The organism is Mesorhizobium sp. AD1-1 (assembly GCF_020164655.1).
GTDB lineage: Bacteria > Pseudomonadota > Alphaproteobacteria > Rhizobiales > Rhizobiaceae > Mesorhizobium > Mesorhizobium ciceri.
In genome coordinates this window covers 1-26,168 of sequence record NZ_JAIUGP010000011.1, presented here as the reverse complement: position 1 = coordinate 26,168, position 26,168 = coordinate 1, and the positions used below count along the sequence as shown (strand labels likewise).

The following is a 26,168-nucleotide window of genomic DNA, read 5'->3' as shown; positions in this document are numbered from 1 at the left end:
TGCGCTTGCTTCCGTGAATAGCTCTTACCCGTCATGTGCCGGTTTGTTCGCTATTTTCGGACGACGCCACGCACGCGTCGTTGTGCGATTGCCTCTTTGATGAGGCCCGCGATCTTGCGAACAAACGCCGGGCTGAAGGAGCCGATTGGCTTCGTCGTGACGAGATCATAAGCTTCATCGATCTGTACGCGGTTGTACTCGTCCAGGATCAGCCATGACGGGAAATCGAGCCCACCCCTGCGACACTCGATTTCGCTAACGGCAACATACGTGCGGGAATGGTCGGGTTTTTGCGAGGTGAGTGGGAACAAGAACAGTGCGGCAGGCGTTGCCGGCGTTCTGACCAGGATGCAGACCGGCCGCGCCTTGCGGCCGGATTCCTCGCCAGCGTCAGCCTGTCGCGCCCATAAATAATAGTATCGAAGCAAATTACCGGGCCTAAGCATCCGGCTTGTCGCCGGTTGTGATGGCCTCCAATCCGGACATGAGTTCATCGTGAACCTCGTCCGGCGCGTCCTCAAGCGTATAGGCTACGGCATGAGGCGAACTGACGAGCTGCCGGTATTGGGCCGCTGATAGGATGATCAGCTTCTCTTTGCCGCGTTTCGTGAGAGCGACAGGCTCGATCATTGCCGTTTCGAGAATTTCGCCGGACGCCCGATTCATATCCGAAAAGGTGAATTGTTTCATCGAGTGATCCTAATACGTATTTTACATATTGTACATATTTTACGTGTTCGGGCAGCCGATTTGCCCCTGCCTTGCAATTGGGGAATAAATCGGCACTCGCCAGCGTTATCTCATTGCTTGGGTGACCGGGGCGGGAGACCGCTTCGCGCTGGCCGCTTGCGCCGCGCCCGGAAGGCGCGTTCAATCCAGATCAACAAGGGCGACCTCGAAACCAGCGGTCATGGACGAAAAGAAGGCAGCAATCCTTGGCGAAATACCGCGCCTGCGCCGTTACGCACGCTCGCTTTTGCGCGACCGCGACGCTGCCGACGACCTTGTCCAGGATTGCCTCGAGCGGGCGCTTGTGCGGCTCGACAACTGGCAGACAGGAGAAAGCCCCCGGAGGTGGCTGTTTACGATCATGCATCATTTGTTCATCGACCAGATGCGCAAGGTGAACCGCCGCGGCGAGGCGGCGATGTTGCCGCTGGAGGCGGGCGAGGCCGTTGCCCAGCCGGCAGAGCAGGTGGAGAGTATCGCCTCGCGCGAGATCATCGACGCGTTGCAGGCGATCAGCCCCGATCGACGCGCAGCTCTTGTCATGGTTGCCATCGAAGGTTTTTCCTATGCCGAAGCCGCCAACATTCTGGGCGTCCCCGCTGGCACGCTGATGTCGCGCATTGCGCGCGGGCGTGAGGAATTGCGTGGGTTGCTGGACGATACGGCGCGTCGCCGCGCAATAAGGATCGTCGAGAAATGATCCGCCGCGACTTTTCCGAACGGGACATCCACATGGCGCTCGATGGCGAGCTGCCTGCAGACGAGCGCGCCGCTTACGACGCCTGGCTCGACGCCAATCCCGAGATGAAGGCCAGGAGCGCCCGCTTCACCGCCGACCGGACGGCGCTGCAGGCCGCCTTCGCCGGGGTGCTGGACGAAGCCGTGCCCGCGCGCCTGCGCAAGGTCGTGCTTGGCGAGGCGCCGGTCAAGGCAGCTGTGCCACGCTCGCGCTGGTGGCTTGCCGCTGCTGCCGCCGTGCTTTTGGTCGCCGGCGGGCTTGGTGGCTACCTTGCCGGCGTCGACGGCATCGGCCAGGAGGACCCGGCGGAAGATCGGCTGGCCGAGCAGGCAATCGCGGCCCATGTCATCTATGCCGCCGAAAAGCGGCATGCCGTCGAGGTTCCGGCCAGCGACAAGGACCATCTGCAGACCTGGCTGTCCAACCGGGTAGGGTTGAAGCTGGTGGCACCCGACTTGACCGCGAACGGTTTCCAGTTGGTCGGCGGCCGGTTGCTTCCGGCAGGCGAGAGCAAGGCCGCCATGCTGCTTTACGAGGACGGCAATGGGCAGCGTATATCGCTGTTCGTCACCACGGAATCGACGGAGAATGCCAAGGGCACCTACGCCGCCACGCAAGACGGACCCGAGGCCGTCTACTGGCTGGACAAGGGCTATGGCTGCGCCGTCGTCGGCTCCTTGCCGCGCGAGCGGCTGAACGAGGTCGCCAGGAACGCCTACACGCAACTTGTAAACGGGCTGGCAAGCTGAACGGCACCGCTTTTGCCGGTGCCGTCGATCCGCGAATGCCGATCCGGCCGAAGGACCTTTTGCGCCCGTCGGATCGGCGTCGGATTTGTCACAATTCGGCCCTAATCGAGGTGCGATAGCGCTTGATGAATGCCGTCGCATCGCCCCGAAAATCGGAAACGGTTTTTGGAAAAACGAGGCGAAGATTCAAGGTGGTGGAGCGGACTTCGTGCGCCCAGGTGGACGCCGGTTTTCCCAACGCCCTGGTTGGCGTCAAGGACGTGTTCGAGTAGGGCCATTTCCACCACCAATCGAGGTTTTCTGAAGCCGCATGCCTGCCGAGATCCGCACGGCCCGCGCGTCTGACGTCGATGATCTCGCCGCCATCGAGAAAGCTGTTTTCTCAAGCGACCGTATTTCCCGCCGCTCCTTCCGACTGTTCATCGAGCGTGAAACCGCCGAGACGCTGGTCGCCGAAGTCGACGGCCGCGTGGCCGGTTATGCGATCGTGCTGTTTCGCAAAGGCAGCGGCGTGGCGCGCCTCTACTCGATTGCGACCAGTCCGTTTTTCGGCGGGCTGGGTGTCGGCCGCATCCTGCTCGGATCCGCCGAAGATGCCGCCTTCGAGCACGACCGCATGATGCTGCGTCTCGAAGTTCGCGAAGACAACAGCCGCGCGATCCGCATCTACGAACGGGCCGGTTATCGCAAGATCGGGCGTGAGCCCGGCTACTATGAGGATGGCGAAACGGCACTTCGCTACGAAAAAACCTTGCGTGGCGACATTCCGATCGCCACCAAGGTGCCGTTCTACCCGCAGACCTGCGAATTCACCTGCGGTCCGTGCTGCCTGATGATGGCGATGGCCAATTTCGATCGCGGCTTCGTGCCGGATCCGGTCATGGAAATCCGCCTGTGGCGTGAAGCGACGACCGTCTTCATGATGTCGGGTCCCGGCGGTTGCGAGCCGTTCGGCCTCGCTGTCTCGGGCTACGAGAGCGGGCTCGCGGTGGAGATCTACGTCTCCTTCTATGGCGCGCTGTTCCTGCAATCGGTGCGCAGCGAGGACAAGCGCAGGGTAATGGAACTGGCGCAGGTCGACTTTCGCCGACGCGCGGAACTTTACGGCATCCCGGTGAATTACCGTGCATTCACAATCGACGATATCCGCGCTGCGATCGCTGGGGGAAAGCTGGTGCTGGTGCTGATCAGCGGCTTCCTGATGTTCGGCAAGAAGGTGCCGCACTGGGTGCTGGCGATCGGCGATGACGGCGACCATATCCTGATCCACGACCCTTGGGTCGAGGATGAAAGGCAGGAGACCATCCTTGATGCAGCCAACATTCCCGTGCCTTACGGCATCTTCATGAACATGGCGCAGTTCGGTCGCGATGGACTGCGGGCCGCCATCACTCTGGGAAAGCGTGACAGACAATGACCTGGGTCATCCTTACCGGCAGGCAGAGCGATCTCGACCAGGTGGCGACACCGCATAAGATCATCACCAACCGCGACTATCTCGCGCATCCGTCATTGTTTCGCGGCCAGCGGCCGAAGGTCATCAACCTGTCGAACAATTACGCCTACCAGAGCCGCGGCTACTATGCCTCGCTGCTGGCAAGCTCGCGCGGCCACAAGGTGATCCCGACCGTCGAGACGATGATCGACCTGTCGGAACGCAAGCTCTATGAGCACGCGCTGCCGGAACTGGAACTGGCGCTCAACAAATGCCGCAAGGATCTTGGTGGCGCCTTTCCGCAAAAGGTCTGCATCTTCTTCGGCATCGGGCCGTCAAAAATCTGGGACCGTTTCGCCAAGCTGTTGTTCGATTGGTTCCGCGCACCGGCGCTCGAAGTCCACATCAAGGACAGCGCCGAATGGGCCTCGATCCGCAAGATCGGCTTTCATCCATTGGCGCGGATGACCGAGGACGAGGAAAAAAGCTTCATCCAGTGCCTGGAAACCTACACCAACCGGGAGTGGCGCGACACCAAGGGCCGTACGCCGGCGCGCTACACCTTCGCCACGCTGGTCGACCCGCATGAGGAATTGCCGCCCTCGGAGATCTCGTCGCTGCGCTATTGGGCCAAGATCGCGGAGAAGATGGGCGTCGAAATCGAGCCGATCACCAAGCGGGACCTGGCCAAGCTCGCCAATTACGACGCGCTGTTCATCCGCGAGACCACCTCGATCTCCAACCACACCTATCGTTTCGCCCGCCGCGCCCAGCAGGAAGGCATGCCGGTGATCGACGATCCGCTGTCGATGATCCGCTGCACCAACAAGGTCTATCTCAACGAGCTGATGGCCTACAACAAGGTGCCGGTGCCGCCGACGGTGATGATCGCCGGCACCTCGGATCTCGAACTGGCGGCGCAGACGCTGGGCTTTCCGCTGGTGCTGAAGATCCCGGATTCGTCGTTCTCGCGCGGCGTCAAGAAATGCGCCAATTTCGAGGAACTGAAGACGCTCGCCACCGAATGGCTGGAGGATTCCGACCTTCTGATCGCGCAGAAATTCATTCCGACCGAATATGACTGGCGTGTCGGCGTGCTCGGCGGCCAGCCGCTGTTTGCCGTGCACTATCTGATGGCCAAGAAGCACTGGCAGATCGTCAACCACAAGGCCAACGGCAAGCCCGACCAGGGCGGCATCAAGACCTTCACGCTGAAGGAAACGCCGGCGCATGTCGTCGAGACGGCAGTGAAGGCGGCGCGCTGCATCGGCGACGGGCTCTATGGCGTCGACCTCAAGGAGACCAAGGACGGCGTCTTCGTCATCGAGGTGAATGACAATCCCAACCTCGACCATGGCTGGGAGGATTCCGGTGAGAAGGACGAGGTGTGGGTGCGGCTGACGCAGTGGTTCCTGGAGCGGTTGGACCGGCCGGGGCGGTAATTTGATCGGGGGTAGAACATGCAGTTCATCGTGATCGAGGACTTCACCGGCTGTGATCGCAAGGAGATCTATCGCCGCTTTCGCGACCGCGGCCGCCTGAAACCGGACGAGCTGCTCGTGCACCACAGCTGGATCGCGGCGGACATGAGCCGCTGCTTCCTGCTGGTGGAGGCCGATGACGTCACGCTGCTGCAGCGTTGGGTCATCGAATGGGCGGATCTGGTGGAATTCGAGATCATCCCCGTGGCGACAAACAAGGACATGGCTGAGGCATTGAGCGGGCACCTCTGACCATTGCCGCGTGTCACGTCAACGCAGTGCCGGCGAGCCGACTGCGCGCCGGCACTCGTCGATCAGCCATTGGCGAAACGCGTCCACGACATCGCGCCTGGCGCTGCGCTCCGGGATCGTCAGGCAATAGGGCTGGCGCAGCTCGACCATTTGGGCGAGGGGCCTGACAAGTCGGCCGTCCTCCAGCGCCTCGGCACAGTAGATCCCTTGCGCCAGCGCCACGCCCAATCCCGAAATGGCAAGGTCGAGTGCTGCGCGCGATGAGTTGGCCGAAAGGCCGCGCTGCGCTGCCCGGCCGGGCTCGATGCCGGCCGCCTCGAACCAGTTGTGCCAGGACGGAAAGGACGCACCGGTCGGTCCCCAGCCGGTATGGATAAGCGGCAGGCTGGCGAGGCCTTCGGGTTTGATCGTGTCGGCCAGCCCGGGTGCACACACGGGATAGACTGCGTCCTGGACGATGTCCTCGGTCGGGTGCTCGCGATAGTGCGGGCCATAAGTGAGCCTGATGTCGATCAACTCACGGTCGAACGGCACCGGGTCATCCTCGCCTCTGAGCGATATGTCGACGGCGCCATGGCTGGAGACAAAACCAGTGAGGCGCTGCGAAAGCCAACCCATGGCCATGGATGGCGGCACCGACACCACGAGGCGCGGGCGGAACGCATCGCCGCCCAGCTGGCGCGCGACGCTGCCGATCTCCTGGAAGGCCATGGTCAGCCTGGGCAGCATCTCGACGCCGGCCTCGGTGAGGACGGCGCGCCGGTTGACGCGATGGAACAGCTTGCGGTCCATCTGCTCCTCGACGGTGCGGATGAGCTGGCTGACGGCGGCGGCGGATACAGAAAGCTCTTCCGCCGCCCCCGCAAAGCTGCCTGTGCGAGCCGCAGCCTCGAAAGCCTGAAGTCCTTTGAGAGAGGGAAGTACGGCCATGATCACCGAATAGATAAGTTCAGCTTATCTAAATCGCAGAAATCGTCATTTTTGGAAAGGTTTTTCATGCGCTACAGTGGATTCTATCAAATCCCAGCCTGGATCGAAGCCCGTGGATCATCGCGACGTAATTTCATCGTTGACGCAGGAGGAGCGCAACCGGCTGACCGCCAAGTCTGATGCCGCGGGCCTCGTTCAGCTTGCCGCTCATTGGGGTGCGATCGTGATCCTCGGATCGCTGATCGCCGCCAAAGTGCCGTTCTGGCCGCTGCTGATGCTGCCGCAAGGTCTCCTCATCGTGTTTCTGTTCACGCTGCTGCACGAGACGGTTCATCGCACGGCCTTTGAGGCGCAGCGGCTGAACGATGTCGTGGCGCGGGTGTGCAGCCTGGCGATCGCGCTGCCGGCGGACTGGTTCCGCTACTTCCACTTTGCCCACCATCGATACACGCAAGATCCCGACAATGACCCGGAACTGGCGTTCCCCAAGCCGGAGACATGGCGGCAATACCTCGTCCACATATCCGGCATCCCGTTATGGTGGGGCCACATCAAGACGCTTTATGCCAACGCCGCGGATCGTGGTCGCGAAAGCTACGTTCCGCCAAAGGGCTATGACAAGGTGCGCATCGAGGCACGCGCCATGATTGCCTTTTATGCCGTGCTCCTTCTGCTGGCCGTCTATTTCCGGCTCTCGGTGCTTGTCTATGTCTGGATTTTGCCCGCTCTGTTGGGGCAGCCGTTTCTGCGCCTCTATCTCTTGGCCGAGCACGGTCGTTGTCCGTTCGTCGCCAACATGCTGGAGAACACCAGGACCACATTGACCAACTGGCTGGTCCGCAAGCTGGCGTGGAACATGCCGTTCCATGCCGAGCATCATGCCTATCCCGGCGTGCCGTTTCATCAACTGCCGCGGTTTCATGCGCTGATCGAGCGGCATCTCAAGGTGGTCGAGCCCGGCTATGTCAGCTTCCACGAAAAGTACATCGAGACGCTGCATTGACGATGGCCGGCCTAGCCGGTCTGGCTGTGCGGCGCTCGGGATCTCAACAGGCGCTGGATCTCGGCCGCCTTTGACGGCGCGCCGATCAGAAAGCCCTGCGCCTCGGTGCAGCCATTGCTGCGCAGGATGTCGAGTTGCACCTCGGTCTCGACCCCCTCGGCGGTGACAGTGATGCCAAGCTCGGCACCCAGCCCGATGACGGTGCGAACGATCGCCGCGGTGTCGCGATTGCCGAGGTCGTGGATGAACGAACGGTCGATCTTGATCTTGTCGACAGGAAAACGCCTGAGGTAGCCGAGCGACGAATAGCCGGTGCCGAAATCGTCCAGCGCGATGCGGATGCCGAGTTCGCGCAACTGCCGCAGCGTCCTTAGCACCACCTCGCTTTCGTCCATCAGCACGGTTTCGGTGATCTCCAGTTCCAACCGACCGGCTGGCACGCCGGAGAAAGCCAGCGCCGAGATGACGCTGCGGGCGAAGCTGCCGCTTTTAAGTTGCACGGCCGAGACATTGACCGCGACGCGCAGGCCGGCGGGCCACCGTGCCGCCGCCGTGCAGGCTTTCCTCAGCGCCCATTCTCCAAGCGGCACGATCAATCCGGTTTCTTCGGCGACCGGAATGAAGCTGTCCGGCGCCACCATGCCACGTTCTGGGGAATGCCAGCGCATCAAGGCTTCCGCGCCGACGATCTCGCCGGAGGCGATGTTCATGATGGGTTGGAAATCGAGGTCGAATTCCTGGCGCGACAGTGCGGTCCCGAGGTCGACCTCCAGCGCACGCCGTGCCTGTACCATTGCGTCCATTCCGGGTTCGAAGAAGCGATACAGATTGCGCCCTTCGCTCTTCGCCCGGTAAAGCGCTGTATCGGCGTTCCTCAGCAGCGTGTCGGCGTCTCCGCCGTCGTCGGGGAAAACCGCGATGCCCAGGCTGATGCCGATATGCATCTCGCGGCTCTTGTCGCGGAACGGTTTTCCGATTGTCTCGACGATGCGCTTCGCGAGTTTTTCAGCATTGGCAATGCCCTTGAAATTGAACTGGATGATGACGAATTCGTCGCCGCCGAAGCGGGCAACGACGTCGTTTTCATTATGCAGGCAGCGCTGCAGCCGCTCGGCCACGCTCTTCAGCAGCCAGTCGCCGGCCGGATGTCCCCAGGTGTCGTTGACTGCCTTGAAGCGATCGAGATCGAGCGAGAAGATCGCCAGCGGCGTGGCCGCCGTGTCCTCCAGCGCAAGGTCGAGCCGTTCGCGAAACATCGAGCGGTTGGGCAGTCCGGTCAGCATATCGTGATGCGCAAGATGGGTCATGCGCTCTTCGGTACGGCGGCGCTCCGTAACATCGTCGAAGGTCGCCACCCAACCGCCGCCGCTCATCGGCTGGCGGGTGACCAGAACCGTCCTGCCGTCGGTAAGATGCCGATAGGCCGAATGCATTTTTTTCGCCACCAGGCAGGCCTCGGTCTTGGCGACTTCGCTGTCGACATCGATTTTCGTATAGATGCCGAGTTCCAGCAATCGTTCGAGCGCGTCGCGGTGCGTCGTTCCAAGCGGGAAGTCCGCCGCGGTGACGTTGTAGAGTTCTAGAAAACGCCCGTTGCGCACGATCATCTTGCCGTCGGCGTCATACATCAGCAGGCCTTGCGACATGTTGGCGAGCGCTGCGTCGAAGCGGCGGTGCTGCTCCTTGAGATCCTCTTGCGCGCGGCGCTGCTCGGTGATGTCTTCATAGATCGAGACCCAGCCGCCCAGAGCCAGAGGGCGGTGCGAGATGCTGACGATGCGGCCGTCCGACAGTGTTTCTTCGTAGGTCGAGGGCTTTGCCTGATCGATATAGGGCTTGCGGATGGCGTAGAGTTCGTCGGCTGTTTGCGAGGCGATGCCGATATCGACGCTGTGGCGCAGAATGTCGAGGAACCGGATGCCGGGCCTTATCACTCTGGCGTCGAGGCAAAAGATGTTCAGGTAGTTGCCGTTGCAGATGATCATCCGCTCGTCGGCGTCGAACATGCACAGGCCGTGCGACATGTTCTCGACGGCAGCCGAAAAGCGTTGGTTCTGCTCGCGCAGTTCGTCTTCCATGTGGCGGGAGCGGTCCATGCCTTCGGCCTCCCGTTTCGGGACGGCCGAACCATCCTTGGCATCAGCGACGGGCATGAGCGCGCCTGCGGACCGTGATCGAACGCGCTACTGTGGTCGCCGCCGGTTAATTTAGCGTTTTAATGCATGTCGCCCACAAGTGACCTCGGTTTTGGGGGAACGACATGCATAGAAACAAAGACCTAAAGCGCGTCGCGTGGATCCGTTTCAGCGCGACGCGCTTTAGCCGATTGCGGTCGCCGAAACCTGGCGCCGCGACGTCTCGATCGCCGAAAACCGTTTCAGAAACGCGTTCTGCGCCCAGGTCACCGAGCGTGGCGTGAAATCGAAGCGGTCGGCATTGAAGCCGCGCGGACGGCCGAAGAACTCGGTCGCCTCGGCGGTCGAAAAGCCGGCGAGCAGCGTTGCCTCGAAATAGGCGGCGATCTGGTCGGCGCGCTTGATCTCCTTGCGCAGCGCAGCACTTGGTTCCGGAGGCAGCGAGAAGCGCAGATGGATGGCGCGCTGCAGCCGTAACTCACAATCCTTGTAGCTGCCGCCCATCACCGATTTGAACGGCGAGATCATGTCGCCGATGACATATTCGGGGGCGTCGTGCAGCAGGGCCGCCAGCCGGGCGTCGGCCGAAGCCTCGGGCACCAGGTCGCAGAACAGCGCTTCGACCAGCAGCGAGTGCTGGGCGACCGAAAACGCATGCTCGCCGCTGGTCTGGCCGTTCCAGCGGGCAACGCGGGCGAGCCCGTGCGCAATGTCCGAAATCTCGATGTCGAGCGGTGAGGGGTCGAGCAAATCGAGCCGGCGGCCCGACAGCATGCGCTGCCAGGCGCGTGCCGGCGCGCCGACGCGGTCGGCCGCCATCAGGCCTCCTCCGCGCTGACGGCTTCCTGCGGGAAGGCGAATTTTGCCCAACCGGGAATGGCCAGCGTTAACGGAACGTCCCCGGCCATGATCGGCTGGCCGGCATCGAGCGCCGCCTTGACCCGGTCGATGCGCGCAATGGCCAGACCGGTCGTCTCTACGGTCGAGCCGAGCGTGCCAACCGGCCTGCCTGCGACGGTCAGTTCGGTGCCGGGCGCGGGCAGGGGCCTGTCGGCCGATGCAATCAGCACGCGCCGCCTGGCCGTGCCGCGATGCTGCATGCGCGAGACGACCTCCTGGCCGACATAGCAGCCCTTCTCGAAGCCGATGCCGCCGGTTTCGTCCAGCAGCACATCGTGGGGGAAGGCGTCTCCGAGTTGGTAGTCGCTGCCGCTTTCGGCAATGCCGCCGACAATGCGGAAGGCTTGCCACGCGGCAAGATCGCCGCGCTCATCCGTTTCGCCATAGGAACGCGTGACGGCACCCTTCGGAAAGCGTGTGTCGGCGGCCGCCGTTGAATCAGATTGTGAGGGTGTTGATTCATGTCCCCACGCGACGGTGACAAACGCCTGATCGGATTTGGCAATCTCGACCTTGGCGCGCAGTTTGTAGAGCGTCAGCCGGCGTACGAAATCGTCCGATATGTCGGCACGGCATTCGAGCCGGAATGCATTCTCGCCGGTGCGGGAGATCAGGAAATCGAACAGGATCTTGCCTTGCGGCGTCAGCAGCGCACCGGGTTTGGCTTCGCCGGGAGCCAGGATGTCGAGATCGGTGGTCAGGATGTTCTGCAAAAAATGCTCGGCATCCGCACCTGATACGGAAATGAGGGCGCGGTCTTTGAGCTGGGCACAGGGCATGGGCGGAAAAGCAACCTGATCTTGCAAAATGGTCGGCCTTTACGTAAGCCGCTGGCACTCCCCCCGCAAGAGAGCATGGCCATGATCTACGACCTCATCCTGACAGGCGGCACAGTGGTCAACCATGACGGCGAAGGGGCTCGCGACATCGGCGTGAAGGACGGGCGCATCGCTGCCATCGGCGATCTCCGCCAGGCCTCGGCCGGCGAGACGATCGACTGCCGCGGCCTGCATGTCCTGCCGGGTGTCGTCGACAGCCAGGTGCATTTTCGCGAGCCGGGACTGGAGCACAAGGAAGATTTGGAAACGGGTTCGCGCGCTGCCGTGCTTGGCGGCGTCACCGCCGTGTTCGAGATGCCCAACACCAATCCGCTGACCACCAGCGAGGCAGCGCTTGCCGACAAGGTCCGGCGCGGCACGGGGCGCATGCATTGCGATTTCGCCTTCTGGGTCGGCGGCACCCGCGAGAATGCCGGGGATGTCGGCGAGCTTGAGCGGCTGCCGGGTGCGGCCGGGATCAAGGTTTTCATGGGCTCGTCCACTGGCGACCTGCTGGTCGAGGATGACGAGGGCGTGGCGTCGATCCTGAGAAACACGCGCCGGCGCGCCGCCTTTCATTCGGAAGACGAATTCCGGCTGCGCGAGCGCCTTGGCGAACGCATCGAAGGCGACCCGGCATCGCACCCTGTCTGGCGCGACGAGATCGCCGCCTTGCGCTGTACCGAACGGCTGGTACGCATTGCGCGAAACGCCCGTGCCCGCATCCATGTTCTACACATCTCGACCGCCGAGGAGATTGTGTTCCTCGAACAACACAAGGATGTCGCGACCTGCGAGGCGACGCCACATCATTTGACGCTGAGCGCCGACGACTATCTCAGGCTTGGCACGCTGATCCAGATGAACCCGCCGGTGCGTGCCGCGCGCCATCGCGATGGCGTCTGGCATGGCATTGCGCAAGGCATCGTCGATGTGCTCGGCTCCGACCACGCGCCGCACACGCTGGCCGAGAAGGCAAAGCCCTATCCGGCCTCACCGTCGGGGATGACCGGCGTGCAGACGCTGGTGCCGATCATGCTCGACCACGTCAATGCCGGCCGGCTGACCTTGCAGCGCTTTGTCGACCTGTCTAGCCACGGCCCGCAGCGGATCTTCGGCATGGCGAGAAAGGGCCGCATCGCTGCCGGCTACGACGCCGACTTCACCATCGTCGATATGAAGCGGCGCCAGACCATCACCAATGCGCAGGCCGGCTCGAAAGCCGGCTGGACGCCTTATGACGGGAGAGAAGTGGTCGGCTGGCCGGTCGGCACCGTCATTCGCGGCCGCCGCGTGATGTGGGAAGGCGAGATCGCCACGCCAAGCCAGGGTAGGGCGGTGGAGTTTTCTGAGGCATTGCCCTGCTAGGCTCCCCACCTCCGTGGGTGGGAAGAGCCGCTCTCAATCCCCGGCGACGAAGAACGACCATTGTCCGCTAGGGGTGATACCGACGCGATAGAAAATATAGGCGCCGAACTGCTTCATGTCGTCGAAATCGCCAGCGGTGACGATCTTGAACAGTTCGACCCGCTGCTTGGCGTCCAGCTTGTCCAGCGGTAGGGCGAAGAAATACGGCCACACATAGAGCTCTTGTGGCGTGCCGGCATCGAGGTGGACGTAGCCGGCATCAAGCACCTCCTCCAGGATGGCCAGGATTTCCTGGCCGTCCGGGTCGCCCGAGAGGCCCTTGAGGAAGGCGACGGCATCGCCATCAATGTCGGTTAGGGACAATTGCGTTGTGTTGTCGCCCGTGCCGATCAACGGCCGCAACTTTTCGATATCGCCGCCCTTGCAGGCTTCGACGATCAAATCATGCATGCGCCGCACTGGTTCCGGCAGCTTGCCGAGATCGTAGATGACCTCGGGCACCGGCGTGTCCGGATCGACGCGTGGCCTGGTCACGCCGCCATCCGCCGGACTGTCCGGCTCGGCTTCGGCAGGAGCAGTCGGCTGGCTAGACGGCGGCGGCGTCCCGACCGGGTTGGGCATTGGCACGGTGCTTCCGGGGGGCGACATGTCGTCGGCCGGCGGCGTGACCGTCGGGGGGAGCTCTTCGCGCTTGATTTCGCTCAGCGCATAGGCGGGGCTGCTCGCGAGACACACAACCAGGGGAATCGCGGCACAGCAAGCGGCGAAAGAGATGCGAAGGACCAAGCCACGCGGCTTGCCTGACATCGAAAAACTCACTGCCCGTTTCTCCCTGCTTACGGGCATGACGCCCGAGCGGCATATTGCCGTCAAAGAACCGGACGTCGGTTCAGTGCCGCAGCCGTTCAGGTTCGAAGGCGCCAGCAATCACCTTTTCACGCATACGGTCGAGCAGGGCAAGGGCCGAGGTCTCGCCATTGGCACGCAACATCTCGCCGAAGGCTGTTTCGAGCGCTGCTTCGGCAATGATCTCGGGCTCTATCCCGGCGGAGAGACCTTCCGCCCAGGCCTCGCTGTGGCTTTCCACGGCGGTCAAGCGTTTTTCTTCCCTGACCAGCGCGTCGATGTCGTTGACACCATGTTCCATAAGCGAATGTCCACCCTTTCAAGCTGCGATCCATTGATGTGGATCAGGCCTGATCTGTTCATTTCACACGCAGGGACAATTAAGTATTTGTAAATACGACATTTTTTTGATCGTCTTTTACAAAGCCCGATTGCCTTGTGCGAAGCTGCGTTCAGTTCGAGTCAAACTTAGCCGATTGGGGCGGCCTGCGGGGCGAAAACCTTCAGTTTGAGTTAATTCCGCTTTCGCGCGGTAAGGTTTCGTTAATACTGTTGCAGAAGTGCAACATGAGGATTGCACCAAGATATCGCCTGGCACAAGCCGATATATCGGCTGTACCCAGCAATGGTTCGGATAGTTGTCGATGAGCGAGTGCCTAAAGCGCGCCGCGTTTGAACGGATTCAGGCGAGGCGCTTTAGGTTTTCGTTTTTATGCGTGTCGTTCTCCCAAAACCGCAGCCAGTTTTGGGCGACATGCATTAGTTGCCGTAACGCGAGGCGATATCGCGAGACAGCGTCTCGCCTTCCTTCATATAGCGGCTGATGGCTTCGGTCGCCGAGGGCGTGCACCTCGTATAGGTGCCGCCGAAGGAGCGGTAGCCGCGATTGAAGCTGGCAATGAAGCGGGCGCGCCGCTCGGCGTCCGGATTTTCCGAATCGAGCAGTTTTGTCATCTCGACACGCCACTGGTCGCCCTTCTCGCCGCACAGATTGCGCAGGAAATGCAGCGAGCCCAGAACCTCCGCCAGCCGCATCAACCCGGGCTCGAACGGCGACTCGGCGCTGAGCGCGGGCCGTATCGAAACGGTCGCGCCGACCGCAAGACACAGGGCGAGGAGCATGGATGGACGATTCATAAGCCTTCTCTACCAGCTGCGTGGCTCTGCTAAACAGCATAAGTCTTTGTGGCGAAACAATTTGTCGCCCGCAAGTTGATTTCAGGACAGCAGTCCGGCGTTTCCGCCGGGGGCCAACAAGTCTTCGGCGACCGCGAATACCGAGCCTGCCAGCGGCAGCGCCGCCATCTCGCTGAGCGTATAGAAGGCCGCCGTCTCCGCATCGTCGCTGGCCACGGCCTCGCCGCCGGCATAGGCGGCGCCGAAGACTGTGAGGAGATAATCGACCGGGTGGCTGTCATCCCGGCCGTCGATGTGGATTTCCCGCAGCGGGCGATAATTTGTGGCACGCAAACCGGTTTCTTCCTGAAGTTCGCGCTCTGCCGCTGCCTCCAGCGTCTCACCAGGTTCGACCTTGCCGCCCGGAAAGGCATAGAGCCCTTGCGACGGTTGCCGGGCTCGCTTGACCAGAAGCACGGTGTCTGCCCGCACGACGGCGACCGAGACTGCCGGAAGTATTTTGCGCGCTTCGTTCATGGATTCCCAATCAGACTGAAGGCCGGTCAGTTGTGGACCGGCCAGCGTGGACAAGTTTTAGCGGTTGCGCAACGCCGGTTCCATCGCCACTTTCAGAAACCGAAGCTTTCGAAGGGCATCAATCGACCATGTGCGGACGTTTCGCCTTGACCGCGACGCCGGATCAGACCGCTGCGTTTCTGGACGTGGCGGGGCTTGAGGATTTCCCGGCGCGCTACAACATCGCCCCGACGCAGCCGATCCTGATGGCGGTCGCCGGCCCTCCGCGGGCGCCGGGCTCCAATCTGCCGGACCGGCAGCCAATGCTGGTGCGCTGGGGGCTGATCCCGACCTGGGTGAAGGATACAGGCGAGTTTCCGCTGCTGTTCAACGCGCGCTCCGAAGGGGCTGCCGAAAAGGCGTCGTTCAAGGCCGCCATGCGCCATCGCCGCGCTTTGGTGCCGGCGTCCGGCTTTTATGAATGGCGGCAAACCGGTGGCAAGAAGGGGCAGCCTTACTGGATACGCCCCAGGCATGGCGGGCTGGTTGCCTTCGCCGGGCTGATCGAGACCTATGCCGAGCCGGGCGGTTCGGAAATGGACACCGGCGCCATCCTGACCATCAACGCCAATGCCGACATCGCGCATATCCACGACCGCATGCCGGTGGTGATCGATCCCAGGGATTTCGCACGTTGGCTGGATTGCCGCACGCTCGAACCGCGCGATGTCGCCGATCTGTTGCGACCGGCACAGCTCGATTTCTTCGAGGCAATTCCGGTCTCCGACCTCGTCAACAAGGTCGCCAACACCGGACCGGAGATTCAGGAGCGGGGCGAGATCGGGCCGGAGCCCGAGAAGGTCAAGCGCCAGAAGTCCGGCGCGGACGACAGTCAGATGACGTTGTTCTAGCAGAGGGCGCGCGTGTCGGCGCCTTCATTTCTGGCGCCATTGGCGCCGGTCGCACACCCCTTCAGGCAGCGCGGGGCGAAACGATCTTCTGCGCCGGCTTTTTCTTCTTGGCGGTATGGAGAAGGGCGGCGACGATCGCGGCCGGGCCGATTGCGCGATAGTGGTTGGCCAGCGCGGGCTGCTTGGCGCGGTTGGCTTCCTGCTTGGTTCGGGGCATGTCTCTCTTCCCTGGTAACATTTTCGTGTCTGCGTTTGATGGCCGATTCTGACCAAATCGTGACGCCTGCTGATCTAGCCGGCGAATGTTTCATGACTGTGCCGACATGTTTAATAAAATGTTTCAGTGCATCATTACCTGTGACCCAGCGACGGTTTTGCCGAAACTTGCGACTTGACGGCAACACAAGCCAAGGCGATAAAGCCGCCCATGAAAACGTCTTTCGCCATTTGTGGCATTTGCATTATTGGCTAGCCTCGCGCTGGTCCGGACGTTTTCGCCTCATCTTTCCCCAGATTGGACAAACGCCCCGGCCAGCAGGCTGGAGCCTGATTTGCGTTCGCGCAGGGCTGGCTTCGTCGAATTGAGTTCTGAACCGGGAAGGCACGAATGTCCGACGCATCGCAGGGCCTGCGCCTCTACAACACGCTGACGCGGACGAAAGAGGATTTCGTCCCGATCGATCCGCTGAACGTGCGCATGTATGTCTGCGGCCCGACCGTCTACGACTTTGCTCATATCGGCAATGCCAGGCCGGTGATCGTCTTCGACGTGCTGTTCCGCTTGCTGCGCCATCTCTATGGGCAGACGCACGTCACCTATGTGCGCAACATCACCGACGTAGACGACAAGATCAATGCGCGCGCTTTGCGCGATTTCGGCGGCGAGATCGCTTCCGGCACGCTGTCGTTGAATGAGGCGATCAGGCGGGTCACCGAAAAGACCGCCGGCCAGTTCCACAGCGACGTGGCGGTTCTCGGCTGCCTGGCGCCGACGGTCGAGCCGCGCGCCACCGAATTCGTCGAGCCCCGTGCCGACGGCAAGGTCGACATGATCACCTTGATTCAAAGCCTGATCGAACGCGGCCATGCCTATGTTGCTGCGGGCGAAGTCCTGTTCGACACGGCGTCGATGCCCGACTACGGCCAGCTGTCGAAGCGCAATCTCGACGAGCAGCAGGCCGGTGCTCGCGTCGCCGTCGACGCGCATAAGAAAAATCCCGGCGATTTTGTCCTCTGGAAGTTGTCGTCACCGGAGGAGCCGGGCTGGAATTCGCCATGGGGCAGGGGTCGGCCGGGCTGGCACATCGAGTGCTCGGCGATGTCGGCCGCCTATCTCGGCGAGGTCTTCGACATCCATGGCGGCGGCCTCGACCTGATCTTCCCGCACCATGAAAACGAGATCGCCCAGTCGCGTTGCGCCCATGGCACCGAAATGATGGCCAACATCTGGATGCACAACGGCTTCCTGCAGGTCGAAGGGCAGAAAATGTCGAAGAGCCTCGGCAACTTCTACTCGATCAACGAACTCCTGGAGACCGAGACCTTCGGCGGCCGCAAATGGCCGGGCGAGGTGCTGCGGCTGGCGATGCTGATGACGCATTATCGCGAGCCGATCGACTTTTCCGTGCGCAAGCTGGAAGAGGCCGAGAACACCCTGCGAAAATGGAAGCGGGGGGCCGACCTCGCGCCGACGGCGGCGGGACAGGTGCCCGTGGAGATCATCGACGCCTTGTCGGACGATCTCGCCACCTATGCCACCTTCCAGATCCTGACCCAGTTGGCCGGCGAGGCAGTGGACGGCAACGATGCCGCTGCATCGCTGAAGGCGTCGCTGCTGTTCCTCGGCTTCGACGTCGCGTCGGCGAAGGTTGATGAAGGCCACGTCGCCAAGGCCATCGCCAAGCGTCTCGCGTTCATCGCCGCCAAGAACTGGGCCGAAGCCGACCGCATCCGCGACGACCTGCTGGCCCAAGGGATACAGTTGAAGGACGGCAAGGATCCGGTCACAGGCGAACGCATCACCACCTGGGAGGTAAAAAGATGATCGATCATCTCGGCATCAACGTTGCCGATTTCGACGCTTCGAAGGCTTTCTATGACAAGGCGATGGCGCCGCTTGGTGCCGCGCTGTTGTATATGGTGCCGCTGGAGTACACCGGCGGTAAAAAGGTCGGTGGCTACGGTCGCGATCGGCCGGTATTCTGGCTGCAGGAAGGCAAGGATGGTCAGAAGGCCCATCAGCACGTCGCCTTCACCGCGCGCAGCCGCGCCGAGGTCGAAGCCTTCTATGCTGCGGCGCTTGCCGCCGGCGGCAAGGACAATGGCGGGCCGGGCCTGCGCCCGCACTATCACCCGGACTACTATGGCGCCTTCGTCCTCGATCCCGACGGCAACAACGTCGAGGCCGTCTGCCATGCGCCGGAGTGATCAGCGATGAGCCTCGACAACCGACCGATCTACACCGGCGGCTGCCAGTGCGGCGCGGTGCGCTTTCGCGTTGAAGGCGCTTTGGGCGACGCTTCGGTCTGCCATTGCCGCATGTGCCAGAAGGCGTTCGGCGCGTTCTACGCGCCGCTGGTTTCGGTGCGTGGCGCCAGGCTCGACTGGACGCGCGGCGAGCCGAAATACTTCCGTTCGTCCAACCATGTCGATCGCGGTTTTTGCGCCGATTGCGGCACGCCGCTGACCTTCACCGCGCCGGACGGGGTTGGCCTCGCCATCGGTGCGTTCGACAATCCAGCGGAGATCGTGCCGCTGATTCAATGGGGGATCGAGGCAAAGCTGCCCTATGTCGACTCGATCCCGCAACTGCCGGGCGAGGACACCATGGCCGACATGTCGTCGGCCTCCTATCTGGCCGATCTCGTTTCCTACCAGCACCCCGACCACGACACCGAACAATGGCCGCCAAAGGAAAGATCATGACCGATCAGGTAAGAACCGGCGGCTGCCAGTGTGGCGCCGTGCGCTTCCGCGTTCATGGAGCGCTCGGCCGTCCGTCCATCTGCCATTGCCGCATGTGCCAGAAGCAGTTCGGCTCGTTCTTCGGCGCGCTGGTCACGGTGCCCAGAGATGGCGTCGAATGGACCCATGAAGAGCCGAGTTACTTCCAGTCGTCGGTCAACATCGATCGTGGTTTCTGCGCCCGCTGCGGCACGCCGCTGACATATCGGCAGCCCGGCGGGCTGGAAATCGCGATCGGTGCCTTCGACGACCGTTCGGACCTGGCACCGCAGATCCAGGTCAACTATGCCGCGCGGTTGCCCTGGGTGGAGACGATCTTCGATCAGCCCGTCCACCAGGATCCTGATTATTACAACAGGCAGGAATCCATCATCTCCTTCCAGCACCCAGACCATGAAACGCCGGACTGGCCGACCAAAGGTTTACAACTATGAGCAGTCAATTGCGTACGCTTTATCCCGAGATCGAGGCGTTCGATTCCGGCATGCTCGATGTCGGCGACGGCCACCAGGTCTACTGGGAGCGTTCCGGCACCAAAGGCGCCAAGCCGGCGGTGTTCCTGCATGGCGGGCCGGGCGGCACCATTTCGCCAAAACACCGGCGGCTGTTCGACCCGAAGCTCTACGATGTCATCCTGTTCGACCAGCGTGGCTGCGGAAAATCGACGCCCAACGCCTCGCTCGAAGCCAATACGACATGGCACCTGGTCGCCGACATCGAACGGCTGCGCGAAATGGCCGGCTTCGACAAATGGCTGGTGTTCGGCGGCTCCTGGGGGTCGACGCTTGCGCTCGCCTACGCCGAGACCCATCCAGAACGCGTCAGCGAACTGGTGGTGCGCGGCATCTACACGCTGACGCGTGCGGAACTGGAATGGTACTATCAGTTCGGCGTCTCGGAAATGTTCCCGGACAAATGGGAGCGCTTCCTGGCGCCGATCCCGGAGGCCGAGCGCAGCGACATGATGGCCGCCTATCGCAAGCGGCTGGTCGGCACGGATCGAAAGGCGCAGATCGAGGCGGCCCGCGCCTGGAGCCTGTGGGAAGGCGAAACGATCACGCTGTTGCCGGAGCTTGAGACAAGCGGTCCGTTTGGGCAGGACGACTATGCCGTCGCGTTCGCCCGCATCGAGAACCACTATTTCGTCCATGCCGGCTGGCTGGAAGAGGGACAATTGCTGCGCGACGCGCACAGGCTGAGCGACATCCCCGGCACCATCGTCCATGGCCGCTACGACATGCCATGCCCGGCGCGCTATGCCTGGGCGCTGCACAAGGCCTGGCCAAAGGCGGATTTCCATCTGATCGAGGGCGCCGGCCATGCTTATTCGGAGCCGGGTATCCTCGACCGGCTGATCCGCGCGACGGACAAGTTTGCAGGCAAATGACCATGACCCGCGAGCGCCTCTATCTCTTCGACACCACGTTGCGCGATGGCCAGCAGACGCCGGGCATCGACTTTTCCGTCGAGGACAAGATCGCCATCGCAAAACTGCTTGACGCTTTTGGCCTCGACTATGTCGAAGGCGGCTATCCCGGCGCCAACCCGACCGACACCGCCTTCTTCCAGGAGAAGCGCACGGAGCGCGCCAAATTCGTCGCCTTCGGCATGACCAAGCGGGCAGGGGTGTCGGCGTCCAACGATCCCGGCCTAGCGTCTCTTGTGCAATCGAAATCGGATGCCATCTGCTTCGTCGCCAAGAGCTGGGACTACCACGTCCGTGTCGCGCTCGGCTGCACCAATGAGGAGAACCTCGACGCCATCAAGGCCTCCGTCGAGGCGGCGATCGCCGCCGGCAAGGAGGCATTGGTCGACTGCGAGCATTTCTTCGATGGCATCAAGGCCAATCCCGACTACGCGCTGGCCTGCGCCAGGACCGCCTATGATGCCGGGGCGCGCTGGGTGGTGCTGTGCGACACCAATGGCGGCACGCAGCCATCGGAAGTCCGCGCCATCGTCGAGAAGGTTATTTCGTCGGGTATTTCAGGCGATCATCTCGGTATCCATGCCCATGACGACACCGGCCAGGCCGTGGCGAATTCCCTCGCCGCTGTCGAGGCTGGCGTGCGCCAGATCCAGGGCACGCTCAACGGCATCGGGGAGCGCTGCGGCAACGCCAATTTGATCTCGATCGTGCCGACGCTGGCGCTAAAGCCGGCCTTCGCCGATCGTTTCGAAACTGGCATTTCGGCTGAGGCGCTGACAGGCATTTCCAGGTTGTCGCGCGCATTTGACGAACTCCTGAACCGAGCGCCAGAGGCGCAAGCGCCCTATGTCGGCGCTTCCGCCTTCGCCACCAAGGCGGGTATCCACGCATCCGCACTGGCCAAGGAGCCGGCGACCTATGAGCACGTCCCCCCCGAAACCGTCGGCAACCGCCGCCGTGTCATGGTCTCGGACCAGGGCGGCAAGGCCAATTTCCTCGCCGAGCTGAGGCGACGCGGCATCGAGGTGCCGAAGGACGATCACCGGCTCGACGCGCTGATATCCGTGGTCAAGGAGCGCGAGGCCGAGGGCTATGCCTATGAAGGCGCCGATGCCAGCTTCGAACTCCTCGCCCGCAAGATGCTGCACGGCCTGCCGGAATTCTTCAACGTCACCTCGTTCCGCTGCATGGTCGAGCGCCGCTTCGACGCCAACGGCCAGTTGAAGACGGTCTCCGAAGCGATCGTCAAGGTGGTGGTCGATGGCGAGGAGAAGATGTCGGTGGCCGAAGGGCATGGCCCGGTCAACGCGCTCGACATCGCGCTGCGCAAGGACCTCGGCAAATTCCAGGGCGAGATCGCCGACATGGAGCTGGCCGACTTCAAGGTGCGTATCCTCAATGGCGGTACCGAGGCGATCACCCGCGTTCTGATCGAATCGCATGACGGCACCGGCGCGCGCTGGTGGACGGTGGGCGTTTCCGAGAACATCATCGACGCCTCGTTCCAGGCGCTGATGGATTCCATCGTCTACAAGCTGATGAAGAACCGCGAGATGGCCGGACTGGTGGCCGCCGAATAGGGTTGAACCATCAGCGAAAGTCCATTGATCCATCAGAACTTTGCGATGGTCTTGCCAAGGTGACTGGGCCATAGCGTTGGCCCATGGCCACTGAAGCAATTACCCTGGATGCAGAGTCCAAGGCCCGGCGCGGCTTTCTGCTGGCGCTCGGCGCCTATCTGCTATGGGGATTGCTGCCCTTCTACATGAAGGCGGTCGCTCATCTGCCGCTCGCGGAAGTCATTGCCCATCGCATCGTCTGGTCGGTGCCGATCGCCGCCGCCGTTCTGATCTGGGCCGGCCGCACGGCGGATTTCAAGGCGGCGCTGCGTTCGCCGCGCACCATCGCCATGGCCGCGCTGACGGCGGCGCTGATCTCGGTCAACTGGGGCATCTATGTCTGGGCGATCGCGGTCGACCGCACCGTCGAAACCGCGCTCGGCTACTACATCAATCCCCTGGTCAGCGTCGTTGTCGGCGCGCTGCTGCTCGGCGAGCGGCTCGACCGGCTGCAGATCGCGGCGGTGGTGCTGGCGGCCGTCGCCGTCGCCGTGCTGACCATCGAAGGCGGCAAGCTGCCCTGGGTGTCGCTGGCACTGGCGTTTTCCTTCGCCGCCTACGGCTTCTTCCGCAAGACGCTGCCGATCGGCCCGAGCCAGGGATTTTTGCTCGAAGTCCTTCTGCTGTCGGTGCCGGCACTTGGCTACATCGTCTATCTCATCGCAACCGGACAGGACCACATCGTATCCAGCAGTGGCACGGATACGGCGTTGCTGATCGGCTGCGGTCCAGTCACATCGGTGCCGTTGTTGCTGTTCGCCTTCGGCGCCAAGCTGCTGCGGCTGTCAACCATCGGCATCATGCAATATATCGCGCCGACCATGGTGTTCCTGATCGCCGTTCTGATCTTCGACGAGCCTTTCGGCACCATCCAGGCCATCGCCTTTGCGCTGATCTGGGCGGCTTTGGCAGTCTATTCCTGGTCGATGTTGACGACAGCGCGACGCGCCGCGCCGCAGCCCGTACGGTAAGGGGGTTCGATGTACCTGCTGCATATCGCCAACAAAAATTATTCCTCATGGTCGCTGCGGCCCTGGGTGCTGATGCGCGCGCTGGATATCCCATTCGAGGAACGGCTGACGCCATTCCCGACCGGATCGAGCTGGGATCTGTACCGTTCCTTCTCACCGAGCGGCCGCGTGCCGTGCCTGGTCGACGACGGCTGGGCGGTCTGGGATTCGCTGGCCATCGTCGAATATCTGGCCGAACGCCACCATGGCGTGTGGCCCGTCGAAGCCAAGGCGCGCGCCTGGGCGCGCTCGGCCGCCGCCGAGATGCATTCGAGCTTCACCGCATTGCGCAGCGCCTGTCCGATGAGTTGCGGCGTGCGGGTAGAGCCGTTTCCGATGTCCGATGCGCTGAAGCAGGACCTCTTTCGCCTCGACGACCTCTGGAATGATGGTCTTGCTCGTTTCGGCGGGCCATTTCTGGCGGGCGCTCATTTCACCGCAGTAGATGCTTTCTTTGCCCCGGTGGCGTTCCGCGCACAGTCTTATGGGCTCTCCTTCGAGGGCGCGGCTGCAGCGTATCCGGCGCAGTTGCTTGCTCTGCCGGCGATGCGCGAATGGCATGCGGCTGGGCTTGCCGAGACCTGGCGCGAGCCCGATCACGAAGCGGAAGTGGCCGCCGCCGGCACCATCATCGAGGATCTTCGCGCCACTGCGTGAAAGCTGCCGGCGGGTGCTACATCTGTCCGAGCCGCCTGACAAAGAGATAGGTCGCGCCCGCGATCACCATCGACACAGCCGTCACCACCCAAAAGCCCATTGGCGTGTCGACCAGCGGCAGGCCCCCAACGTTCATGCCGAACAGGCCTGAGATGATGGTCATCGGCAACAGCACCGCCGTCATCACCGACAGGACGTACAGCAGCCGGTTCGACTGCGTCGTCAGCTTTGCCATAAGCTCGTCCTGCAATAGCCGGGCGCGCGCCTGCAATTGCTCGCCGTCATAGTGCAGCGTCTGCGCCCGGTGTGAAAGGCGCGCGGCCATGTCGTTGATGCTGTCTGGCAGGTCGTTGCGGTGCGAATGATCAAGGTGACGGAACAGATTGGTCAGCGTCGCCATCTGCCTGTGGATCACCACCAGATGCCGGCGCGCGTCGACCAGGGATTGCCGTTCATTGTGCCATGCGTCGCAGACGATACGGTCTTCGATGCCGTCGAGACTGTCGCCGAGTGCCGCAAGTTCCGCCACCATGCCATCGAACGACTGGCCGACGACAGCCTCGATCAACTCGGCTGGCGAGCGGAACTTGCGCGATCCATTCTCGATCGCCTTGCGGATGTTGTCGACCGACTGCAGCGGTTGCTTGCGGGCGCCGACCAGCATCGTGTCATTGAGCGCGAAGCGGAAATGGCCAAGCCCGCCCGCTTCCGCCGAATAGTCATGGCGCAGGTCCGGCAGATCGCCATAGAGCCAGTCGTCCTCGAGGTCGATGTGGCAGCCATGGCTGGCGGACAGGAAAGCTTCACGCACCGGTGCCGGCAAAGCCCGATCGGCGCCGATTTCGTGACGGGCCCGCATGTCGGAAAGCTGGTAGCTGCGCCATGTCCAGTGCGCGGCGGCGGCGTCCCTGGTTCGCACGCCCTCAGCGGTGAAGTGATAGATGAAGAACAGTCCGTGCTCGTCGGGCAGGTAGGGCGACAGATCGGTGCCTTCCGGGGCGAGAGTGATGTCCATGGGCGGTGCCAGATGCATGTTCCGAAGATGGCGCCGCACGGCGGCTGCCTGATACTGATTCCTAGCACGCGCGAAGCCGGTTTCGTGTGACGGTTTCTTGACAGCCGATCACAGTCTGTCGATCCCCCGTGTCAATCTGGGGGTGACGCCTTCGTCACCCCCGGATGTGCCCTGTCAGTGCTTCGGGCCGAAGCCGGGGTAGGGCTTGAGGGGCACGATTGCGGCAATGTCCATCATGCCGGCCTTGACCAACGGCAAGGTGGCGAGGTGGCCGCGAACCTCAGCATCATCAGCAGCCTCGAGCATCATGCCGCTGCCCGGGATGTCGCCTCGGTTCCACACCTGACGTACCGCCCCTTCGGCGTAGAGCGTGCGCCGCTGTTCGGCTTCGCCGGGCAGAAGTGGAGCGAAATCGGCATCGGTAAATTTTTCGGTGTTGCGAGCGAGGAGGGCAAAGAACTGCATGGCGGTCTCCTTTGGTTGGGATGGCCGATTATCGCTTTTGGCTGGTCAGACAGTCCAAGACTGATTAGGCTAAAGTTGAGACCCAAAAGGACTTGAGCCTTGGAGGAGAAATGTTCGACCTGCGCCAGCTCCGCTATTTCGTCACGGTCGCCGAAACCGGAAATGTCGGGCGCGCAGCCGAAATGCTGCATATTTCCCAATCGCCACTCAGCCGGCAGATCATCCAGCTCGAGGAGCAGTTGGGTGTTTCCCTCTTTGAGAGGTCGAAGCAGCGGGTCCATCTCAACGCCGAGGGCCGCGCCTTCCTCCCCGAGGCCCGCGCGCTGCTGTCCAATGCGCGACGTGTGGAGGAGTTCGGCCGCAACCTGGCCAGCGGTGCCGTCGGCCGGCTCGCCATCGGTTATGTCGAAGGGGCCGTTCATGCCGGGCTTGTCGCCGGGATGCTGCGCCAGTTCCGTCGCGACCGGCCGGATTTCCACCTGCAGCTGAGAAGCCTGCGTTCGGCGGCGCAGTTGGAAGGGCTACGGCAGCGGTCGCTGGATCTGGGCTTTGTCTACTCGCCGCCACCCGATGATGATCCGGATGTCGCCGCCATGGCGCTGCGGCATGAGCCGCTGGTGCTGGCGATCCCCGAAGATGACCCACTCGTTGAAGTGCCAGAGATCGGGCCGCACCATCTTGACGGTCGCACCTGGATCACCGTCGTGCGCCAGCCGGACGACACCAATCGCGGCCAGTTCCTTGCCGCCTGCGCCAAAGCCGGCTTTTTGCCCGACATCGCCTATGAGACGGCGGACCCGCTGACCTCGCTCGGCCTTGTCAGCGCGGGTCTCGGCTTGGCGACGGTGCAAGCCAGCCTGCGTGCCGCCGCGCCGCCGCGGATCGTGTTTCGCGACCTGCCGTGGTTCGACCGCACGGTTTCACTCCATCTCGCCTGGCGGCGTCATGACCGGCGCGCGGTGATTGCCGATTTGCGGCAGGCTGCGGCGGAAGAGGGAGTAGGGGAGTAGGGCAGTAGGGGAGTAGGGCAGTAGGGCAGTAGGGCAGTAGGGCAGTAGGGCAGTAGGGCAGTAGGGCAGTAGGG

At 62.6% G+C, this 26,168-nt stretch carries 30 protein-coding genes; 17 read left to right on the top strand and 13 right to left on the bottom strand.

The annotated features are described in order from the left end of the window. Window positions 1-50 precede the first annotated feature (50 nt). Window positions 51-446 carry a hypothetical protein gene (locus LB519_RS20355; protein WP_224620989.1) on the bottom strand — a complete coding sequence of 132 codons (396 nt, stop codon included), beginning with the start codon at window positions 444-446 and terminating at the stop codon, window positions 51-53. After that, window positions 439-690: a prevent-host-death protein gene (locus tag LB519_RS20350; protein ID WP_027045294.1), complete on the bottom strand. Its 252-nt coding sequence runs from the start codon at window positions 688-690 to the stop codon at window positions 439-441. The genes LB519_RS20355 and LB519_RS20350 overlap by 8 nt, the downstream gene beginning before the upstream one ends. Before the next feature lie 220 nt (window positions 691-910). Between LB519_RS20350 and LB519_RS20345 the strand changes: the two genes are divergently transcribed. The 5 genes from LB519_RS20345 (at window position 911) to LB519_RS20325 (ending at window position 5,385) form a co-directional block, all read left to right on the top strand. Beyond that, entirely contained in the window at window positions 911-1,429 is a 519-nt protein-coding gene (locus tag LB519_RS20345; RefSeq protein WP_013532577.1) for an RNA polymerase sigma factor, read from the top strand. Next, window positions 1,426-2,217, top strand: a complete 792-nt coding sequence (locus tag LB519_RS20340; RefSeq protein ID WP_027162669.1) for an anti-sigma factor family protein — start codon at window positions 1,426-1,428, stop codon at window positions 2,215-2,217. Before LB519_RS20345 ends, LB519_RS20340 begins: the two co-directional genes overlap by 4 nt. Before the next feature lie 310 nt (window positions 2,218-2,527). Next, on the top strand, window positions 2,528-3,634 hold the full coding sequence (locus LB519_RS20335; protein WP_013532575.1) for a peptidase C39 family protein: 1,107 nt from the start codon (window positions 2,528-2,530) through the stop codon (window positions 3,632-3,634). Continuing rightward, window positions 3,631-5,094: a RimK family alpha-L-glutamate ligase gene (locus LB519_RS20330; RefSeq protein ID WP_013532574.1), complete on the top strand. Its 1,464-nt coding sequence runs from the start codon at window positions 3,631-3,633 to the stop codon at window positions 5,092-5,094. The genes LB519_RS20335 and LB519_RS20330 overlap by 4 nt, the downstream gene beginning before the upstream one ends. Before the next feature lie 18 nt (window positions 5,095-5,112). Next, the gene (locus LB519_RS20325) at window positions 5,113-5,385 is read left to right on the top strand and encodes a DUF3303 domain-containing protein (protein ID WP_013532573.1); all 273 of its coding nucleotides are present in this window, start codon (window positions 5,113-5,115) and stop codon (window positions 5,383-5,385) included. Window positions 5,386-5,403: 18 nt separating this feature from the next. Here LB519_RS20325 and LB519_RS20320 read toward each other — a convergent pair whose 3' ends face one another. After that, entirely contained in the window at window positions 5,404-6,315 is a 912-nt protein-coding gene (locus LB519_RS20320; RefSeq protein ID WP_064993160.1) for a LysR substrate-binding domain-containing protein, read from the bottom strand. Between the two features lie 112 nt (window positions 6,316-6,427). Here LB519_RS20320 and LB519_RS20315 point away from each other — a divergent pair, with 112 nt between their 5' ends. Next, entirely contained in the window at window positions 6,428-7,318 is an 891-nt protein-coding gene (locus LB519_RS20315) for a fatty acid desaturase family protein (protein WP_027162671.1), read from the top strand. Between the two features lie 11 nt (window positions 7,319-7,329). Here the strand turns inward: LB519_RS20315 and LB519_RS20310 are convergent, their stop codons facing one another. The 3 genes from LB519_RS20310 to LB519_RS20300 form a co-directional block, all read right to left on the bottom strand. Continuing rightward, window positions 7,330-9,471: a putative bifunctional diguanylate cyclase/phosphodiesterase gene (locus tag LB519_RS20310; RefSeq protein WP_224620987.1), complete on the bottom strand. Its 2,142-nt coding sequence runs from the start codon at window positions 9,469-9,471 to the stop codon at window positions 7,330-7,332. 165 nt (window positions 9,472-9,636) lie between these two features. Continuing rightward, entirely contained in the window at window positions 9,637-10,272 is a 636-nt protein-coding gene (locus LB519_RS20305) for an HD family hydrolase (RefSeq protein WP_224620986.1), read from the bottom strand. After that, a complete protein-coding gene (locus tag LB519_RS20300) occupies window positions 10,272-11,132 on the bottom strand; it encodes a YgfZ/GcvT domain-containing protein (protein ID WP_224620985.1) in 861 nt (286 codons plus the stop codon). The genes LB519_RS20305 and LB519_RS20300 overlap by 1 nt, the downstream gene beginning before the upstream one ends. Window positions 11,133-11,207: 75 nt before the next feature. Here LB519_RS20300 and LB519_RS20295 point away from each other — a divergent pair, with 75 nt between their 5' ends. Then, window positions 11,208-12,539 (top strand): dihydroorotase, encoded by a 1,332-nt coding sequence (locus LB519_RS20295; RefSeq protein WP_224620984.1) that lies wholly within the window; start codon window positions 11,208-11,210, stop codon window positions 12,537-12,539. Window positions 12,540-12,572: 33 nt separating this feature from the next. On the opposite strand, the gene LB519_RS20290 is transcribed toward LB519_RS20295, so the two are convergent. The 4 genes from LB519_RS20290 to LB519_RS20275 form a co-directional block, all read right to left on the bottom strand. After that, window positions 12,573-13,346 carry a hypothetical protein gene (locus LB519_RS20290; protein ID WP_013532566.1) on the bottom strand — a complete coding sequence of 258 codons (774 nt, stop codon included), beginning with the start codon at window positions 13,344-13,346 and terminating at the stop codon, window positions 12,573-12,575. An 82-nt stretch (window positions 13,347-13,428) separates the two neighbouring features. Next, window positions 13,429-13,686, bottom strand: a complete 258-nt coding sequence (locus LB519_RS20285; RefSeq protein WP_008874920.1) for a hypothetical protein — start codon at window positions 13,684-13,686, stop codon at window positions 13,429-13,431. A gap of 458 nt (window positions 13,687-14,144) precedes the next feature. Continuing rightward, the gene (locus LB519_RS20280) at window positions 14,145-14,522 is read right to left on the bottom strand and encodes a TIGR02301 family protein (protein ID WP_224620982.1); all 378 of its coding nucleotides are present in this window, start codon (window positions 14,520-14,522) and stop codon (window positions 14,145-14,147) included. Window positions 14,523-14,603: 81 nt separating this feature from the next. After that, complete coding sequence (locus LB519_RS20275; protein WP_024503054.1) at window positions 14,604-15,038, bottom strand: NUDIX hydrolase; 435 nt, start codon at window positions 15,036-15,038, stop codon at window positions 14,604-14,606. Window positions 15,039-15,166: 128 nt separating this feature from the next. On the opposite strand from LB519_RS20275, the gene LB519_RS20270 reads away from it, so the two are divergent. Then, window positions 15,167-15,928: an SOS response-associated peptidase gene (locus tag LB519_RS20270; protein ID WP_127385306.1), complete on the top strand. Its 762-nt coding sequence runs from the start codon at window positions 15,167-15,169 to the stop codon at window positions 15,926-15,928. 61 nt (window positions 15,929-15,989) lie between these two features. On the opposite strand, the gene LB519_RS20265 is transcribed toward LB519_RS20270, so the two are convergent. Continuing rightward, entirely contained in the window at window positions 15,990-16,145 is a 156-nt protein-coding gene (locus LB519_RS20265; protein WP_013532562.1) for a hypothetical protein, read from the bottom strand. A 390-nt stretch (window positions 16,146-16,535) separates the two neighbouring features. Between LB519_RS20265 and cysS the strand changes: the two genes are divergently transcribed. The 8 genes from cysS to LB519_RS20225 all read left to right on the top strand — a co-directional run bounded on the left by cysS (window position 16,536) and on the right by LB519_RS20225 (window position 23,604). Continuing rightward, window positions 16,536-17,972 (top strand): cysteine--tRNA ligase, encoded by a 1,437-nt coding sequence (gene cysS / locus LB519_RS20260; protein ID WP_224620980.1) that lies wholly within the window; start codon window positions 16,536-16,538, stop codon window positions 17,970-17,972. After that, window positions 17,969-18,355 (top strand): VOC family protein, encoded by a 387-nt coding sequence (locus tag LB519_RS20255; protein ID WP_013532560.1) that lies wholly within the window; start codon window positions 17,969-17,971, stop codon window positions 18,353-18,355. Before cysS ends, LB519_RS20255 begins: the two co-directional genes overlap by 4 nt. A 6-nt stretch (window positions 18,356-18,361) precedes the next feature. Beyond that, a complete protein-coding gene (locus tag LB519_RS20250) occupies window positions 18,362-18,853 on the top strand; it encodes a GFA family protein (protein WP_013532559.1) in 492 nt (163 codons plus the stop codon). Further along, entirely contained in the window at window positions 18,850-19,326 is a 477-nt protein-coding gene (locus LB519_RS20245; protein ID WP_013532558.1) for a GFA family protein, read from the top strand. The genes LB519_RS20250 and LB519_RS20245 overlap by 4 nt, the downstream gene beginning before the upstream one ends. After that, window positions 19,323-20,279 carry a prolyl aminopeptidase gene (gene pip, locus LB519_RS20240; protein ID WP_127368678.1) on the top strand — a complete coding sequence of 319 codons (957 nt, stop codon included), beginning with the start codon at window positions 19,323-19,325 and terminating at the stop codon, window positions 20,277-20,279. The genes LB519_RS20245 and pip overlap by 4 nt, the downstream gene beginning before the upstream one ends. Then, window positions 20,276-21,898, top strand: coding sequence for a citramalate synthase (gene cimA, locus LB519_RS20235; protein WP_196815395.1), 1,623 nt, complete (start codon window positions 20,276-20,278; stop codon window positions 21,896-21,898). Before pip ends, cimA begins: the two co-directional genes overlap by 4 nt. Window positions 21,899-21,981: 83 nt before the next feature. Then, window positions 21,982-22,908, top strand: a complete 927-nt coding sequence (gene rarD, locus LB519_RS20230; protein ID WP_024503050.1) for an EamA family transporter RarD — start codon at window positions 21,982-21,984, stop codon at window positions 22,906-22,908. 9 nt (window positions 22,909-22,917) lie between these two features. Then, window positions 22,918-23,604, top strand: coding sequence for a glutathione S-transferase family protein (locus LB519_RS20225; RefSeq protein ID WP_063171780.1), 687 nt, complete (start codon window positions 22,918-22,920; stop codon window positions 23,602-23,604). A 16-nt stretch (window positions 23,605-23,620) separates the two neighbouring features. Here the strand turns inward: LB519_RS20225 and LB519_RS20220 are convergent, their stop codons facing one another. Together LB519_RS20220 and LB519_RS20215 are read right to left on the bottom strand one after the other, a co-directional pair. After that, window positions 23,621-24,619: a transporter gene (locus LB519_RS20220; RefSeq protein ID WP_024503048.1), complete on the bottom strand. Its 999-nt coding sequence runs from the start codon at window positions 24,617-24,619 to the stop codon at window positions 23,621-23,623. Between the two features lie 174 nt (window positions 24,620-24,793). Beyond that, complete coding sequence (locus LB519_RS20215; RefSeq protein WP_013532552.1) at window positions 24,794-25,084, bottom strand: muconolactone Delta-isomerase family protein; 291 nt, start codon at window positions 25,082-25,084, stop codon at window positions 24,794-24,796. A gap of 110 nt (window positions 25,085-25,194) precedes the next feature. On the opposite strand from LB519_RS20215, the gene LB519_RS20210 reads away from it, so the two are divergent. After that, window positions 25,195-26,094, top strand: coding sequence for a LysR substrate-binding domain-containing protein (locus LB519_RS20210; protein WP_224620979.1), 900 nt, complete (start codon window positions 25,195-25,197; stop codon window positions 26,092-26,094). The last annotated feature ends 74 nt before the right edge of the window (window positions 26,095-26,168 follow it).

Bases quoted from the DNA above. Each gene is read 5' to 3' on its own strand.
- LB519_RS20280 (WP_224620982.1), bottom strand. From the start codon at position 14,522: ATGAATCGTCCATCCATGCTCCTCGCCCTGTGTCTTGCGGTCGGCGCG.
- LB519_RS20210 (WP_224620979.1), top strand. From the start codon at position 25,195: ATGTTCGACCTGCGCCAGCTCCGCTATTTCGTCACGGTCGCCGAAACC.
- LB519_RS20300 (WP_224620985.1), bottom strand. From the start codon at position 11,132: ATGCCCTGTGCCCAGCTCAAAGACCGCGCCCTCATTTCCGTATCAGGT.
- LB519_RS20340 (WP_027162669.1), top strand. From the start codon at position 1,426: ATGATCCGCCGCGACTTTTCCGAACGGGACATCCACATGGCGCTCGAT.
- cysS (WP_224620980.1), top strand. From the start codon at position 16,536: ATGTCCGACGCATCGCAGGGCCTGCGCCTCTACAACACGCTGACGCGG.
- LB519_RS20285 (WP_008874920.1), bottom strand. From the start codon at position 13,686: ATGGAACATGGTGTCAACGACATCGACGCGCTGGTCAGGGAAGAAAAA.
- LB519_RS20255 (WP_013532560.1), top strand. From the start codon at position 17,969: ATGATCGATCATCTCGGCATCAACGTTGCCGATTTCGACGCTTCGAAG.
- LB519_RS20290 (WP_013532566.1), bottom strand. From the start codon at position 13,346: ATGTCAGGCAAGCCGCGTGGCTTGGTCCTTCGCATCTCTTTCGCCGCT.
- LB519_RS20320 (WP_064993160.1), bottom strand. From the start codon at position 6,315: ATGGCCGTACTTCCCTCTCTCAAAGGACTTCAGGCTTTCGAGGCTGCG.
- LB519_RS20325 (WP_013532573.1), top strand. From the start codon at position 5,113: ATGCAGTTCATCGTGATCGAGGACTTCACCGGCTGTGATCGCAAGGAG.
- LB519_RS20275 (WP_024503054.1), bottom strand. From the start codon at position 15,038: ATGAACGAAGCGCGCAAAATACTTCCGGCAGTCTCGGTCGCCGTCGTG.
- LB519_RS20295 (WP_224620984.1), top strand. From the start codon at position 11,208: ATGGCCATGATCTACGACCTCATCCTGACAGGCGGCACAGTGGTCAAC.
- LB519_RS20215 (WP_013532552.1), bottom strand. From the start codon at position 25,084: ATGCAGTTCTTTGCCCTCCTCGCTCGCAACACCGAAAAATTTACCGAT.
- LB519_RS20330 (WP_013532574.1), top strand. From the start codon at position 3,631: ATGACCTGGGTCATCCTTACCGGCAGGCAGAGCGATCTCGACCAGGTG.
- LB519_RS20335 (WP_013532575.1), top strand. From the start codon at position 2,528: ATGCCTGCCGAGATCCGCACGGCCCGCGCGTCTGACGTCGATGATCTC.
- LB519_RS20270 (WP_127385306.1), top strand. From the start codon at position 15,167: ATGTGCGGACGTTTCGCCTTGACCGCGACGCCGGATCAGACCGCTGCG.
- LB519_RS20250 (WP_013532559.1), top strand. From the start codon at position 18,362: ATGAGCCTCGACAACCGACCGATCTACACCGGCGGCTGCCAGTGCGGC.
- cimA (WP_196815395.1), top strand. From the start codon at position 20,276: ATGACCATGACCCGCGAGCGCCTCTATCTCTTCGACACCACGTTGCGC.
- LB519_RS20220 (WP_024503048.1), bottom strand. From the start codon at position 24,619: ATGGACATCACTCTCGCCCCGGAAGGCACCGATCTGTCGCCCTACCTG.
- LB519_RS20355 (WP_224620989.1), bottom strand. From the start codon at position 446: ATGCTTAGGCCCGGTAATTTGCTTCGATACTATTATTTATGGGCGCGA.
- LB519_RS20245 (WP_013532558.1), top strand. From the start codon at position 18,850: ATGACCGATCAGGTAAGAACCGGCGGCTGCCAGTGTGGCGCCGTGCGC.
- LB519_RS20265 (WP_013532562.1), bottom strand. From the start codon at position 16,145: ATGCCCCGAACCAAGCAGGAAGCCAACCGCGCCAAGCAGCCCGCGCTG.
- LB519_RS20305 (WP_224620986.1), bottom strand. From the start codon at position 10,272: ATGGCGGCCGACCGCGTCGGCGCGCCGGCACGCGCCTGGCAGCGCATG.
- LB519_RS20310 (WP_224620987.1), bottom strand. From the start codon at position 9,471: ATGCCCGTCGCTGATGCCAAGGATGGTTCGGCCGTCCCGAAACGGGAG.
- rarD (WP_024503050.1), top strand. From the start codon at position 21,982: ATGGCCACTGAAGCAATTACCCTGGATGCAGAGTCCAAGGCCCGGCGC.
- LB519_RS20345 (WP_013532577.1), top strand. From the start codon at position 911: ATGGACGAAAAGAAGGCAGCAATCCTTGGCGAAATACCGCGCCTGCGC.
- LB519_RS20225 (WP_063171780.1), top strand. From the start codon at position 22,918: ATGTACCTGCTGCATATCGCCAACAAAAATTATTCCTCATGGTCGCTG.
- LB519_RS20350 (WP_027045294.1), bottom strand. From the start codon at position 690: ATGAAACAATTCACCTTTTCGGATATGAATCGGGCGTCCGGCGAAATT.
- pip (WP_127368678.1), top strand. From the start codon at position 19,323: ATGAGCAGTCAATTGCGTACGCTTTATCCCGAGATCGAGGCGTTCGAT.